The 13,886-nt window shown below is 75.4% G+C and carries 11 protein-coding genes; 5 read left to right on the plus strand and 6 right to left on the minus strand.

Annotated elements, in window-relative coordinates; all coding sequences use genetic code 11:
• Positions 1-39 precede the first annotated feature (39 nt).
• Both ACRYR7_RS00075 and ACRYR7_RS00080 read right to left on the minus strand, forming a co-directional pair.
• Complete coding sequence (locus ACRYR7_RS00075; protein ID WP_432570021.1) at positions 40-1,416, minus strand: NAD(P)/FAD-dependent oxidoreductase; 1,377 nt, start codon at positions 1,414-1,416, stop codon at positions 40-42.
• A 185-nt stretch (positions 1,417-1,601) separates the two neighbouring features.
• On the minus strand, positions 1,602-2,237 hold the full coding sequence (locus ACRYR7_RS00080; RefSeq protein ID WP_432570022.1) for a DNA-3-methyladenine glycosylase I: 636 nt from the start codon (positions 2,235-2,237) through the stop codon (positions 1,602-1,604).
• A gap of 114 nt (positions 2,238-2,351) precedes the next feature.
• On the opposite strand from ACRYR7_RS00080, the gene aroQ reads away from it, so the two are divergent.
• Both aroQ and ACRYR7_RS00090 read left to right on the plus strand, forming a co-directional pair.
• Positions 2,352-2,783, plus strand: a complete 432-nt coding sequence (gene aroQ / locus ACRYR7_RS00085; RefSeq protein ID WP_432570070.1) for a type II 3-dehydroquinate dehydratase — start codon at positions 2,352-2,354, stop codon at positions 2,781-2,783.
• A 124-nt stretch (positions 2,784-2,907) separates the two neighbouring features.
• Positions 2,908-4,572 (plus strand): FAD-binding oxidoreductase, encoded by a 1,665-nt coding sequence (locus ACRYR7_RS00090; protein ID WP_432570023.1) that lies wholly within the window; start codon positions 2,908-2,910, stop codon positions 4,570-4,572.
• Between the two features lie 70 nt (positions 4,573-4,642).
• On the opposite strand, the gene ACRYR7_RS00095 is transcribed toward ACRYR7_RS00090, so the two are convergent.
• The 4 genes from ACRYR7_RS00095 to ACRYR7_RS00110 form a co-directional block, all read right to left on the minus strand.
• Positions 4,643-6,295 (minus strand): ATP-binding SpoIIE family protein phosphatase, encoded by a 1,653-nt coding sequence (locus ACRYR7_RS00095; RefSeq protein WP_432570024.1) that lies wholly within the window; start codon positions 6,293-6,295, stop codon positions 4,643-4,645.
• 94 nt (positions 6,296-6,389) lie between these two features.
• Positions 6,390-7,247: an SDR family NAD(P)-dependent oxidoreductase gene (locus tag ACRYR7_RS00100; RefSeq protein ID WP_432570025.1), complete on the minus strand. Its 858-nt coding sequence runs from the start codon at positions 7,245-7,247 to the stop codon at positions 6,390-6,392.
• 73 nt (positions 7,248-7,320) lie between these two features.
• Positions 7,321-8,550, minus strand: coding sequence for an MFS transporter (locus ACRYR7_RS00105; RefSeq protein WP_432570026.1), 1,230 nt, complete (start codon positions 8,548-8,550; stop codon positions 7,321-7,323).
• A gap of 123 nt (positions 8,551-8,673) precedes the next feature.
• A complete protein-coding gene (locus tag ACRYR7_RS00110) occupies positions 8,674-9,336 on the minus strand; it encodes a hypothetical protein (protein WP_432570027.1) in 663 nt (220 codons plus the stop codon).
• A gap of 94 nt (positions 9,337-9,430) precedes the next feature.
• Here ACRYR7_RS00110 and ACRYR7_RS00115 point away from each other — a divergent pair, with 94 nt between their 5' ends.
• The 3 genes from ACRYR7_RS00115 to ACRYR7_RS00125 all read left to right on the plus strand — a co-directional run bounded on the left by ACRYR7_RS00115 (position 9,431) and on the right by ACRYR7_RS00125 (position 13,708).
• A complete protein-coding gene (locus tag ACRYR7_RS00115) occupies positions 9,431-10,279 on the plus strand; it encodes an MIP/aquaporin family protein (protein ID WP_432570028.1) in 849 nt (282 codons plus the stop codon).
• Positions 10,280-10,334: 55 nt separating this feature from the next.
• Entirely contained in the window at positions 10,335-11,867 is a 1,533-nt protein-coding gene (glpK, locus tag ACRYR7_RS00120) for a glycerol kinase GlpK (RefSeq protein ID WP_432570029.1), read from the plus strand.
• A gap of 134 nt (positions 11,868-12,001) precedes the next feature.
• The gene (locus tag ACRYR7_RS00125; protein WP_432570071.1) at positions 12,002-13,708 is read left to right on the plus strand and encodes a glycerol-3-phosphate dehydrogenase/oxidase; all 1,707 of its coding nucleotides are present in this window, start codon (positions 12,002-12,004) and stop codon (positions 13,706-13,708) included.
• Positions 13,709-13,886 lie beyond the last annotated feature (178 nt).

The raw sequence follows: 13,886 nt of genomic DNA on the forward strand, positions 1-13,886 counted from the left end.
ACCGCGTCCTCGGGCACGGCGTCCGAGGGGTCGTCCAGGTCAGCCGACCTTGGGCTTGTCCTCGGCCTTGGGGTAGATCTCGGTGTTCTGCGCCGTGGTGATCAGCGCGTCCTCCGAGCGGGTCTGGTTCAGCGCGACGGCCTGCGGGGGCAGCAGCGCGTGCAGCGCCCAGTCGGTGAGCACCCGCACGCGGTTGGCCATGCTCGGCAGCGCGTACAGGTGGTACCCGCGCGCGACGATCTTGGCCGGCAGGCCGGTGAGCTCGATGCCCAGCGGCTTGGCGACCGCGGTCGTGCCGCCCAGGTCGGCCACCAGGCCGAGGTCCTTGTGCACGTAGTCCTTGGCCTGGCCCACGCCGAAGCTGGCGGCGATGTTCTCGCCGACCCGGGTGCCCTGGCGCTGCGCGTGCTGCGCGGTGGGCGGGGTGACCGGCTGCGGACCGTCGGCCGGCTTCTCCTTGGCCAGGTCCGGCACGGCGGCCGCGTCCCCGACCGCCCAGACGTCGTCGGTGACGCGCAGCTGCGTGTCCACGACGAGGCGGCCGCGCTCCAGCGGCAGGCCCAGGGTGCCCATGAGCGGGTTGGCGATGATGCCCGCGTTCCAGATGAGGGTGCGCGAGGGCACCGGGGTGCCGTCGGTGAGGTTGATGACGTTGCCCTCGACCGAGGCCACCGACACGCCCAGGCGCACGTCGATGCCGCGGGCCTTCATCGCGGACAGCGCGTACTGGCCCAGGCGCGGCCCGAGCTCGGGCAGCACCGCGGGGGCCACGTCGATGAGCAGCCACTTGACGTCGTCGACGTCGATCTTGGACCAGCGGTCCGCGACGCGCTTGAGCCAGCGCTGCGTCTGGGCGACGATCTCGGTGCCGGTGTAGCCGGCGCCGACCGCCACGACCGTCATGCGCTCGGCGCGCTCGGCGTCGAAGCGGGGGTCGTCGGGCAGGGAGTCCGCCGCGTCGAGCTGGTTCACCAGGTGGTCGCGCACGAACGCGGCCTCGGTGATCGTCTTGACGCCGCGCGCCGACTCCGCCACGCCCGGGATCGGGAAGCGGCGGGTGACCGAGCCGGGGGCCAGCAGCAGGCGGTCGTAGGACATGACCTGCGAGTCCGGGCCCAGCTCGCCGTTCTCGCTGCGCGAGATGGTGATCGTCTTCGCCTCGACGTCCACCGACGTGACGTGGCCGACCACGAGGCGGTGGCGGGGCAGCGCCTGGCGCAGGGAGACCGCGACGTGGCGCGGCTCCAGCACGGACGCGGTGACGTCCGGCAGCAGGGGGCTGTAGGTGAGGTGGTCGGTGGGGCTCACGATCACCAGCTCGGCCGTGCTGGCGGGGAGCAGCTTCTCCAGCTTCCGGCCGGCGTACAGGCCGGCGAAGCCCCCGCCGACGATGACGACTCGCTGTCGATCGACCATGTGGGACACCTCTCGTCTCTTTCGTCGTCGGGACCGGGACTCCCGCGCTCGCAGAATCCTTGCACGCTGCCCCGCCGGCTCTCAGGCAGGTGTGTCGTGCGGGGTCCTGACGAGCCGTGCGCAGGGCTGCGCGCGCACCGCCTCGACCCCCGCCCGGACCCCCGGCCGGGCCCTCCGGTCGGTCCTCAGGGGGCCCCCCGGGCGGGCCCGCCGCCGCGGGCGGGGCAGCGGGCCAGGTGGTCGTCGACCAGGCCGCACGCCTGCATGGCGGCGTAGGCGGTGGTGGGCCCCACGAAGCGGAACCCGGCGGCCTTGAGGGCCTTCGCCAGGGCCGTGGAGGCCGGCGTGGCGGCGGGCACGTCGGCGGGCTCGACGGGCGCCGGGCCCGGCTCGGCCGGCGCGAAGGACCACACCAGCTCCGAGAGCCCCGGCCCGGCCTGCGCCAGCCGCAGCGCGGCGCGCGCGTTGGCCACCACCGCCTCCACCTTGCGCCGGTTGCGGATCACCCCGGGGTCGGCGAGCAGGCGCTGCACGTCGTCCTCGCCGTAGCGGGCCACGCGCTCGGGGTCGAAGCCGTCGAAGGCGGCGCGCAGCGCCTCGCGCCGGCGCAGCACCGTGATCCACGACAGCCCGGACTGGAACGCCTCCAGGCTCAGCCGCTCGTACAGGGCGGCGTCGCCGCGCACCGGCCGGCCCCACTCGGTGTCGTGGTAGCGCTCGTAGAGCGGGTCGCCGGTGCCGAAGCAGCGGAAGACCTCCCCGCCCGGGCGCGGGCCGGGGGCGCTCGGGGCGGGGGTGGCCGGGGTGCCGCTGGTGCTCACGCGCCGAGCGTGGCAGCGGCCCCCGACACGGCGCACCGGTGCGCCCCCGGCGCGGGCGCCCCGGCCCGCCGCGCGGGGCCCGTGTCGGGGGCGGCCGGTAGCGTCCGCGACGTGCTGCGCATCCTGGTCCTCAACGGCCCCAACCTCGGCCGGCTCGGCAAGCGCCAGCCGGAGGTGTACGGCACCACCACGCTGGCCGACGTCGACGCCTCCCTGCAGGAGCTGGCGGCGGAGCTGGGCGTGGCGGTGGAGGTGCGCCAGACCGACGCCGAGCACGAGATGCTCGCCTGGGTGCACGGGGCCGCCGACGAGGGCCGGCCGGTGGTGCTGAACCCGGCCGCCTGGACGCACACCTCGGTGGCGCTGCGCGACGCGTGCGCGGAGCTGAGCGCCGGCCTGGTGGAGGTGCACCTGTCGAACGTCCACGCGCGCGAGGACTTCCGGCAGCGCTCCTTCGTCAGCCCCGTGGCCACCGGCGTGATCGCCGGCCTGGGGGTGCAGGGGTACGCGCTGGCGGTGCGCTTCCTGGCCTCGCGCCGCGCGTAGGCTCTCCGGGACCCGCGCGGCGGGACGGCGGCGGCGCGACAGCGGCAGCAGCAGCACGGCCGCAGCACGACAGCGGCAGCACGAGCAGCAGCAGGACAGCGGGACAGCGAGCACGGGAGACGCAGTGGTCGAGCACATGAAGTGGTGGGGCTGGGGCCAGGAGGGCGTGGCCTTCCACCACGAGGACAAGCCGGCGCTGGCGCCGTTCGCGCGGAGGATGGCGGGCATCGACTTCGACGCCCCGCCGGTGCGGGTGCCGGAGCTGTCCGAGCTGGACGTGCCCGCCCCGCAGGCGCCGGCGGCGCTGCGCGAGGCCTTCGAGGCCGCTGTGGGCGCCGAGCACGTCCACGACGACGACCTCGACCGCGTGGTGCACGCCTACGGCAAGTCCATGCGCGACCTGGTGCGCGTGCGCCGCGGCGACTTCGGCCGCCTGCCGGACCTGGTGGTCTACCCGGCCGACGAGGCGGAGGTGGAGGCGGCCCTGCGCGTGGCGCTGGACGCCGACGCCGTGCTGATCCCCTTCGGGGGCGGCTCGAACATCGTCGGCTCCCTGGAGGCCCCGCGCGACGAGACTCGCCCGGTGGTCTCCCTGGACCTGGGCCGGCTGCGCTCGCTGCTGGAGCTGGACGAGACCTCCCAGCTCGCGCGCATCCAGGCCGGCGCCCTGGGCCCGGACCTGGAGGCCCAGCTCAACGCGCGCGGCTGGACGCTGGGGCACTTCCCCGACAGCTTCAAGCACTCCACCCTGGGCGGCTGGATCGCCACGCGCTCCTCGGGCATGCAGTCCGACCGCTTCGGCGACATCGCCGACATCACCCGCGCCGTGCGGGTCGTCACCCCCAAGGGCGTGGTGGCCACCCGCAACGTGCCGGTGCAGGCCGCCGGCCCGAGCGTGCGCGAGATGGTCCTGGGCAGCGAGGGCCGCCTCGGGGTGATCACCGAGGCGACCGTGCAGGTGCACCGGCTGGCCGAGGAGCGCGTGATCCAGGCGTACTTCTTCCCCGACTACGGCAGCGGGCTGAAGGCCATGCACGACATCGCCGCCTCCGACGCGTCCCCCTCGATCACGCGCGTGTCCGACGAGATGGAGACCCAGTTCACGCTGGCGACCTCCAAGAAGGGCAGCGCGCTCTCGCAGCTGCTCTCCAAGGGGGTCAAGCTCTACGCCTCCAAGCGCAAGGGCTTCGACCTGTCGAGGATGTGCCTGTCGTTCATCGGCTTCGAGGGCTCCTCGTTGCACGTCAAGCGCAGCAAGCGCCTGGTCGACGAGATCGTCAAGGCGCACGGCGGCTTCGGCGTGGGCACCGGCCCGGGCACCCTGTACGACCAGAAGAAGTTCGACACCCCGTACATCCGCGACTTCATCCTCGACCGCGGCGCCTACGGCGACGTGTCCGAGACGTCCTCCACCTGGGCGACGCTGAAGACGCTGCACGACGACGTGGTGGCCGCCGCCCAGAAGGCGTTCGCGGAGGTCGGCACGAAGGGGTTCATCTTCTGCCACCTCTCGCACAGCTACCACTCCGGCGCGTGCCAGTACTTCACGTTCGCGTTCCAGCCGCCGGCGGACCGCGACGGGCTGGAGGCCTACGACATCGTCAAGGGCGCCATCCAGCAGGCGTTCATCGACAACGGCGGCACCCTCTCGCACCACCACGCGGTGGGCCGCGAGCACAAGCGCTGGGTGGCCGACGACCTGTCCCCGGCGGGCGAGCAGGTCGTCAGGGCGCTCTTCGAGGGCGTGGACCCCGGCCGCAACCTCAACCCGGGCGCGATCGTCGACTGACGCCCCCGGGTGCGCGCGGGCCGTCCCCTCCGGTGCCGGAGGGGGCGGCCCGCGCGCGTGCCGGGCCGGCTCAGGCCACCCGCAGCTCCGCCCAGACGGTCTTGCCGTCCCCGCGCGGGCTGACCCACCAGCGCTCGGCGAGCACGTCGACGATGTGCATGCCGCGCCCGCTGAGGGACTCCTCCCCGGCGCCGCGCGGCTGCGGGTGCGAGGTGGAGGTGTCGTCGACGCCCAGGCTCAGGCTCGCCGCCAGCGGGTCGTGGCGCACCGTCAGGGCGGTGCCGCAGCCGGTGTGCAGCACCGCGTTGGTGACGAGCTCGGAGACGACGAGCTCGGCCTCGTCGGCCACCCGCACCAGGCCCCAGGCGCCCAGCACGTCGCGCAGGTGGGCGCGGGCGGTGGCCACGGCGCGGGTGTCGCCCGGCAGCTGCAGCTGCGACTCGCGGCTGCCGGGGGCGGGGCCGGCGTAGTCGAGCACGAGCAGCGCGGCGTCGTCGCGCAGCGCCCCGGCGGCGGGGGCGAGCAGGTGGTCGGCCAGCTCCTCGGCGGGTGCGGCGGCGTGCTCGCGCAGCACCCGCTCGACGCTGGCGGCGCCCTGGTCGGTGGCCTCCCGCGGCCACTCCACGACCCCGTCGGTGTACATGAGCAGCCGGCTGGCGCCGTGCAGCCGCTCGCGCGCGGCGGGGTAGACGGCGTCCTCCAGCACGCCCAGCGGCGGGCCGGGCTCGACGTCGAGGGTGCGCGGGCCGCCGGGGGAGAACAGCACGGGCGCGGGGTGCCCGGCGGTGGCCACGGTGACCTCGCCGGTGTCCTCGTCCAGGGAGAGCAGGCAGCAGGTGGCGAACAGCTCCGCGCCGGTGGACAGCAGCAGCCGGTTGGTGCGCTCCAGCACCGCCGAGGGCTCGTGGCCCTCGCTGACGTACGCGCGCACCGCCGTGCGCACCTGCCCCATGAGCGCGGCGGCGGCGGTGTTGTGGCCCTGCACGTCGCCCATGACGACGACGAGGGCGTTCTCGGTGCGCACCGCGTCGTAGAAGTCCCCGCCCACCTCGCTGCCGTCGGTGCCCGGCAGGTAGCGGGCGGCCAGGCGCACGGCGCCGCACCGGGGCAGCGAGGGCGGCAGCAGGGCGGCCTGCAGGGCCCGGGCCGTCTCGGCGGAGCGCTCGGCGCGCAGCGCGGCCTCGCGAGCCTCGACCTCGCTGCGGGCGCGGCGCTCGCGGTCGAAGATCGACACGACGAGCGAGGCGAGGTCGCCGAGGTCGGCGCGCTGGGGCGGCGTGAGCTCGCCCGGCTCGGTGTCGAAGACGCACAGGGTGCCCAGGGTGAGCCCCTCGGGCGTCAGCAGCGGCGCGGAGGCGTAGGCGCGCACCGCGCCCAGCCGCCCGTCGACCCAGGGGTTGGCGGCGAAGCGGGGGTCGCCGCTGGCGTCGACGGTGTCGACGAACCCGCCGACGCCGACGGTGTAGACGCACATGGAGTCCTCGCGCGCGCAGTCCCCGCGCGCGAAGCCCTCGGCGGCCAGCTGCCGCTGGAGCTTCTCGTCGATGATGTTGACCACCGCGTGCGGCAGGCCGCTGACCCGCGTCGCCAGGCGCACCACCGCCTGCAGCTCGTGCGGGGGCTCGGCGTCGACGTCGACGTAGTCGCGCAGGGCCGCCAGGCGGGCCGCCTCCTCGGCGTCGACGGCCACCCCGGTGGAGCCGGTGGCGGTGGCAGGGTTCACAACCCTAGGTTACTTGACGACTACGTTGGGTTGTTGCCCGTTCCGGGTGATCCGGCCCGCCGCGCCGCGTCCCGCCCGCTGCACCGCGCCAGCCTCACCCCGCCCGGCGCTCCTCGCCGCCGGGGTGGCGGCGCTTGGCCCCGCCCGGCATCGAGTTCCACACCCGGCTGACCACCGAGCGCGGCACCACGTCCAGCACCGTCGAGACCGCCCGCCACCGGCGCGTGGGCACGCTGACGACCCGCCCGGCGAACAGGTCGTCCAGGGCCGCGTCGACGACGTCGTCCACGTCCAGCCACACGCGCTGCGTCAGCGCCGAGCGACCGCCCGAGCGCATCCCCGAGCGCGCGTGGAACTCGGTGCGCACGTACCCGGGGGCGACCACGGTGGCGCCCACGCCGGTGCCGCGCAGCTCCCCGGCCAGGGTCTCGGTGAGCACGATGACGTACGCCTTGGCGGCCGAGTAGTGCCCGCCGCCGGGCACCATGCCCGCCACCGAGCCCACGTTGAGCACGTGACCGCGCCCGCGCGCCACCATCGCGCCCGCCGCGGCGCGCGAGAGCACCATCACGGCGCGGCACAGCACGTCGAACATCCGCTCGTGGTCGGCCGGGTCGCCGTCGAAGAAGCGCTGCTTGAGGCCGAAGCCGGCGTTGTTGACCAGCACGTCCACCGGGCGCGCCGGGTCCGCCACGCGCTCGGCCACGCGCGCCAGCGCCGCGCGGTCGGCCAGGTCCGCGGACAGCACCTCCACCGACACCCCGTGCCGCGCGCGCAGGTCCGCGGCGCTGGCCTCCAGGCGCGCCGCGTCCCGGGCGACCAGCACGAGGTCGTGCCCGCGGGCGGCGAGGCGGTCGGCGAAGCCGGCCCCCAGGCCGGCGGTCGCCCCCGTCACCAGCGCGGTCGGGCGCGCGGCGGGTGCGGGGGAGGCGGGGGAGGAGGTGCTGCTCACGGCGGGCGAGCCTACGCGGCGCGCCGCCCCGCCCGCCCGGGCCGCGCGCCGCCCCGCCGTCCGTCCCGTGCGCTCAGGCGGCCAGGGCCACCTCGCGCCAGCGGCGCTGCGCCAGCAGCGCCACCACCGCCGCGAGCAGCACCGCGCTGGCCGCCGTCGCCAGCGACACCTGCGCCGTGCGGTGCTCCAGCACGGCGCCGGCGAGCGCGTTGCCGATCGCGGCGCCGGCGGTGATCGCCGTGGACAGCCACGCCTGCGCCTCGGCCAGCCGGTGCCGCGGCGCCAGGTCGTCGACGAGGTGCTGCGCGGCGATGAGGTTGGGGGAGATGAACAGGCCCGTGACGAACAGCGCCACCAGCAGCAGGGGCAGCGGCACGCTGCCGGCGGCGCTGACGGACAGCAGCACCAGCAGCACGCCGAACCCGGTGAGGGTCAGCACCAGGCGCAGCCGGTCGCTGCTGCGCCAGGAGCGGCTGCCGTAGGCCAGCCCGCCCACGGCGCTGCCGCCGGCGATGGCGGCGAAGAGCACGCCGAGGTCGTCCGCGGAGCCGAAGCGCTGCTCGGCCATGCCGGCCATCGACACGTCGAGCAGGCCGAAGCCGACGCTCATGGCGAGCATCACCGAGAGCATGAGCGGGACGCCGACCGAGCGCAGCACGCCCAGCCCGGCGCCGGCGCCGGTGGCGGCCTCGCCGCGGTCGGCGGCCGGCGGGCGGGTGCGCGGACCGGCGCAGCGGCAGTAGGCCAGGGTGCCGCCGGCCAGCGCCAGGGCGGTGGCCACCAGCGGCACCACGGGCGGGCCCAGGGCCAGCAGCACCGTCAGCAGCAGCGGCCCGGCCACGAAGATCGTCTCCACCGCCACGGCGTCCAGGGCGTAGCCGCGCCGCCGCAGCCGCTCGTCGGCGACCACGACCCGCCAGGTGACGCGCATCGCCGGGCTCAGCGGCGGGAACGTCAGTCCCACGGCGAAGGCCAGCACCACCAGCACCGCGGCGGGCACGGCGGGCGAGGCCACGGCCGCGGTCAGCGCCAGCAGCAGCGCCGCGCTGGCGGTGGCGGTGGGCACCAGCACCCCCGGCTGCCCGCGCCGGTCCAGCCCGCGCCCCCAGAAGGGGGTGCCCAGCGCCAGGCCGATCGCGAACACGCCCGTCACCAGGCCCGCCAGGTCCCACGCGTCGCGCTGGCCGCGCACCAGGAGCACCAGCCCCAGGGGGATGGTCGCGATCGAGAGCCTGGCCACCACGGACGCCGCGAAGGGCGCCGCCACCCGACGATCGCGCAGCAGCGCGACGTAGCCCGCCATGTCACCGTTCCCGTCCACTCGCCCGGGGGCCGTGCACCCGGGAGCCGGCACCGGCGCCGGTCCCGGCAGCCTCCCACAGCGGTCGGGTCCCGGCCGAACCGGTTCAGCGGCGCGGCGCGCGCCTCAGGCCGCGCCGATGCGGGCGCAGTCCCCGCCGGCGGCGCGGGCCGCGCCCAGCGCCGCGCCGGCCTGCGCCAGCGCCTCCGCGGCGGTCGCCGCGCGCCAGGGCGCCAGGCTGGCCCCCACGCTCACGCGCACCCCCCCGGCGCCCTCCAGCGCCGCCCAGCACTCCACGGCGTGCAGCAGGGCGTCGGCGGCGCGCTCGACGGCGGCCTCGGCGGTGCCGGGGCGCAGGCCCGTCAGCAGCACGGCGTGCAGGTCCGGCGCCGGGCGCAGCCAGCGGTCCTCGGCGCGCACGGCTGAGCGCAGCCGCCGCTCGACGGCCGCGGCCGCCGGCGCGCCGGTGCCGGTCACCTCCACGAGCAGCAGCGCGGTCGCCGTGCCCAGGCGCTGGTCGGCGTCCAGGGCGTGCTCCAGGGCGTGCTCGAGCACGTGCTCCAGGCCGTGCTCCAGGACGTGCTGCGCCCCGTGGCCGCCCGCGCGGCGGGTCCCCCCGCCCGTCCCGGTCCCGCGCTGCGCCGGCCGTCGCCGCTCGACGGCGCGCAGGTGCGGGCGGTCGGCGGCGGGGGCGGGGGCGGCGGCGCTCAGCGGGGTCACCGCGCAGGCATCGGCCGTCCGGGTGGCGCCCTTGAGCTCGCGGGCCCGCCCGGCGAAGACGTTCGGCATCGTCGAACGCCCGTCGTTGACGCCCCGGTGGCCCCCACCTAACGTCCCGGTCCGCGGCGAGCGAGCCGCCAGTCGACTCAACGAGGAGTTACCCATGGCACAGACCAGACCGGCGTCGACCGCGACGCCACCGACGGTGCGCCGGCAGCCGACCCTGGTCGGCGAGCTGCTGGCCGAGTTCTCCGGCACCGCGGTCCTCATCCTCTTCGGCGTCGGCGTCGTCGCCCAGGTCGTCGCCGGCCAGAACGGCGGCGCCGACTCCATCCACTGGGCGTGGGGCCTGGGCGTCACCTTCGGCATCTACGTCGCCGGGCGCACCACCGGCGCGCACCTGAACCCCGCCGTGACCATCGCGCTGGCCGTCTACAAGGGCTTCGCCTGGCGCAAGGTGCTCCCCTACGCGGTCGCGCAGTTCCTCGGCGCCTTCGCCGCCGCGCTGCTGGTGCGCTGGGTGTACGCCGACGCCATCGCCACCGTGGACCCCGGCACCACCGCCGAGACCCAGGGCATCTTCTCCACCCTGCCCGGCACCGGCGTGAGCATCGGCACCGCCTTCCTGGACCAGGTCGTCGGCACCGCGATCCTCGTGTTCGTCATCTTCGCGATCTCCGAGCTGCGCGCCACGCCGCCCGGGGCGAACATGGCCCCCTTCATCGTCGGCCTGCTCGTCGTCGGCATCGGCATGGCCTGGGGCAGCAACGCCGGCTACGCCATCAACCCGGCCCGCGACTTCGGCCCGCGCGTGGCGTCCTTCCTCACCGGCTACTCCACGGCGATGCGCGAGCCCGTGGGGCAGCAGTTCTACTTCTGGGTCCCCATCGTCGCCCCGGTGATCGGCGCCCTCGTCGGCGGCGGCCTGTACCGCGTCCTCGTCGAGCGGCACCTGCCCGACGAGGACGCGCAGGACCAGCCCGCCGGGCGCGTCCCCTCCGAGGACGACTGACCGCCGCGCACGGCACCAGCACCCCCGACAGCACCTGCAGAGAGGCAGCACGGACATGGCGAACGACAGCGGAGCACGGTACGTCGGCGCGGTCGACCAGGGCACCACGTCCACCCGGTTCATGGTCTTCGACCACGGCGGCAACGAGGTGGCCAAGTACCAGCTCGAGCACACCCAGATCATGACCAGGCCGGGCTGGGTCGAGCACGACCCCATCGAGATCTGGGAGCGCACCAGCTCGGTCATCCAGTCCGGGATGCGCCAGGCGAACCTGGGCGCGGAGGACCTCGCCGCCCTGGGCATCACCAACCAGCGCGAGACCGCGGTGGTGTGGAACCGGCGCACCGGCCGGCCGTACTACAACGCCATCGTGTGGCAGGACACCCGCACCGACCGCCTGGCCTCCGCCCTGGACCGCGACGAGCGCGGGCAGACGATCCGCCGCAAGACCGGCCTGCCCCCGGCGACGTACTTCTCCGGCGGCAAGGTGCAGTGGATCCTGGAGAACGTGCCCGGCGTGCGCGAGGCCGCCGAGCGCGGCGACGCCGTCTTCGGCAACACCGACTCCTGGCTGATCTGGCACCTGACCGGCGGCGTCCACGGCGGCGCGCACGTCACCGACGTCACCAACGCCAGCCGCACCATGCTCATGGACCTGGAGACCCTGGACTGGGACGACGAGCTGCTGGGGATCTTCGGCATCCCGCGCGCGATGATGCCGGAGATCAAGCCGTCCTCGTGCACCGCCGGGTACGGCACGACCCTGCCCGACGGCCCGCTGGGCGGGGAGGTCCCGCTGACCGGCATCCTCGGCGACCAGCAGGCCGCCATGGTCGGCCAGGTCTGCTTCGACCCCGGCATGGCCAAGAACACCTACGGCACCGGCAACTTCATGCTGCTGAACACCGGCACCGAGCTGGTGCGCTCCAAGGCCGGCCTGCTGACGACCGTCTGCTACCAGTTCAACGACGAGAAGCCCGTGTACGCGCTGGAGGGCTCCATCGCCGTGACCGGCTCGGCCGTGCAGTGGCTGCGCGACCAGCTCGGCATCATCTCCGGCGCCGCGGAGTCCGAGAGCCTGGCCCGCCAGGTGCAGGACTCCGGCGGCTGCTACTTCGTGCCCGCCTTCTCCGGGCTGTTCGCCCCGTACTGGCGCTCCGACGCGCGCGGGGCGATCGTGGGCCTGTCGCGCTACAACACCAACGCGCACATCGCCCGCGCCACCCTGGAGTCGATCTGCTACCAGAGCCGCGACGTCACCGAGGCGATGGCCGAGGACTCCGGCGTGGCCGTGGAGGTGCTCAAGGTCGACGGCGGCATCACCGCCAACCAGCTGTGCATGCAGCTGCAGGCCGACATCCTGGGCGTGCCGGTGTCCAAGCCCGTCGTGGCCGAGACCACCGCGCTGGGCGCCGCCTACGCCGCGGGCCTGGCCGTGGGGTTCTGGAAGGACACCGAGGAGCTGAAGGCCAACTGGAACGAGGGCGCCCGCTGGGAACCCACCTGGGACGACACCCAGCGCTCCGACGGCTACGCGGGCTGGAAGAAGGCCGTGCAGCGCACCCTGGACTGGGTGGACGTCGACTGACGCCCGCGAGTGCTTGACGGCGCGCGGGCGGGCACGCACCCGCCCGCGCGCCGGAGCCGGCCGCCGCGCTCACCGAGCGTCCCGCGGCGTCCGGCCCGAGGATGGACGAGACGCTCGATCTGGAGGACCTGGACGTGGAGACCAAACCGCTGTCGCCGCAGTCGCGGCAGGACGCGCTGCGCGAGATGGCCGAGGGCGAGCTGGACGTGCTCGTCGTGGGCGGGGGCGTCGTCGGCACCGGCGCCGCCCTGGACGCGGTGACCCGGGGGCTGCGCACCGGGCTGGTGGAGGCGCGGGACTGGGCCAGCGGCACCTCGAGCCGGTCCTCGAAGCTCGTCCACGGCGGCCTGCGCTACCTGGAGATGCTCGACTTCGGCCTCGTGCACGAGGCGCTGCGCGAGCGCGGCCTGCTGCGCAACAAGCTCGCCCCGCACCTGGTGAAGCCGGTGCCGTTCCTGTACCCGCTGACCAAGCGGTTCGCCGAGCGCCCCTACGTCGGCTCCGGCGTGGCCCTGTACGACGCCATGGCGCTGTCCGGCGGCAACAACCAGGGGTTCCCCCTGCACCGGCACCTGACGCGCAAGGGCGTGGCCCGCGAGGCGCCGGGCATCCGCCGCGACGCGATGGTCGGCGCCATCCAGTACTACGACGGGCAGGTCGACGACGCCCGGCACACCATGGCGATCGCCCGCACCGCCGTCACCTACGGCGCGCTGGCCGCCAACCGCACCCGCGTGAAGGAGTTCCTGCGCCAGGGCGAGCGGGTCGTCGGCGCGGTGCTGACCGACCTGGAGTCCGGCGCGGAGATCCGGGTGCGCGCCAAGCAGGTCATCAACGCCACCGGCGTGTGGACCGACGAGACGCAGGCCCTGGTCAACGCGCGCGGGCAGTTCCGGGTGCGCGCCTCCAAGGGCATCCACCTCGTCGTGCCGCGCGACCGCATCCAGTCGAAGACCGGCATGATCCTGCGCACCGAGAAGAGCGTGCTCTTCATCATCCCGTGGGGCCGGCACTGGATCATCGGCACCACCGACACCGACTGGGAGCTGGACAAGGCCCACCCGGCGGCCACCAGCGCCGACATCGACTACGTGCTCTCGCACGCCAACGGGGTGCTGAAGTCCCCGCTGACGCGCGAGGACGTCGAGGGCGTCTACGCGGGCCTGCGCCCGCTGCTCAGCGGCGAGTCGGAGTCCACCAGCAAGCTCTCGCGCGAGCACGTCGTGGGCCACCCCGTCCCCGGCCTGGTGGTCGTGGCCGGCGGCAAGTACACGACGTACCGCGTCATGGCCAAGGACGCCGTGGACGTGGCGGCCGACGGCCTGGGCGGCGGGGTGCCGGCCTCCACCACCGAGGACGTGCCGCTCGTGGGCGCCGAGGGCTACCACGCGATGTGGAACCAGCGGCACCTGATCGCCGCCCGCTCCGGCCTGCACGTGGACCAGGTCGAGCACCTGCTCAACCGCCACGGCTCCACCGTCGACGAGCTGCTCGCCCTGGTCGCGCAGGACCGCGCGCTGGGCGAGCCGCTGCCGCACGCCGACGACTACCTGAAGGTGGAGGTCGTCTACGCCGCCACCCACGAGGGCGCCCGCCACCTCGACGACGTCCTGGCCCGCCGCACGCGCATCTCCATCGAGACGTACGACCGCGGCACCGAGAGCGCCGAGCTCGTCGCGCAGCTCATGGGCGACGCGCTGGGCTGGGACGAGGAGCGGCGCGCCACCGAGGTGCGCACCTACCAGGAGCGGGTCGCCGCCGAGCGCGCCTCCCAGGAGCAGCCCGACGACGCCAGCGCCGACGCGGTGCGCCTGCGCGCCCCGGAGATCGTCCCGGTCTGACCGTCCCGGTCCGACCGGTCCGGCCCGACCGGTCCGGCCCGACCGGTCCGGCCCGACCGGTCCGGCCCGGACCCGCAGGGGGCCGGCCACCCGCGCGGCGCTGCGCCGCCCGGGTGGCCGGCCCTCACGCCGCCCGCCCCGCGCACCGATGTGACCCCCGGGGTCGAGGAGCGGCCCC

Source organism: Kineococcus gurbantunggutensis (assembly GCF_050871925.1).
In the GTDB taxonomy this organism is placed as follows: Bacteria; Actinomycetota; Actinomycetes; order Actinomycetales; family Kineococcaceae; genus Kineococcus.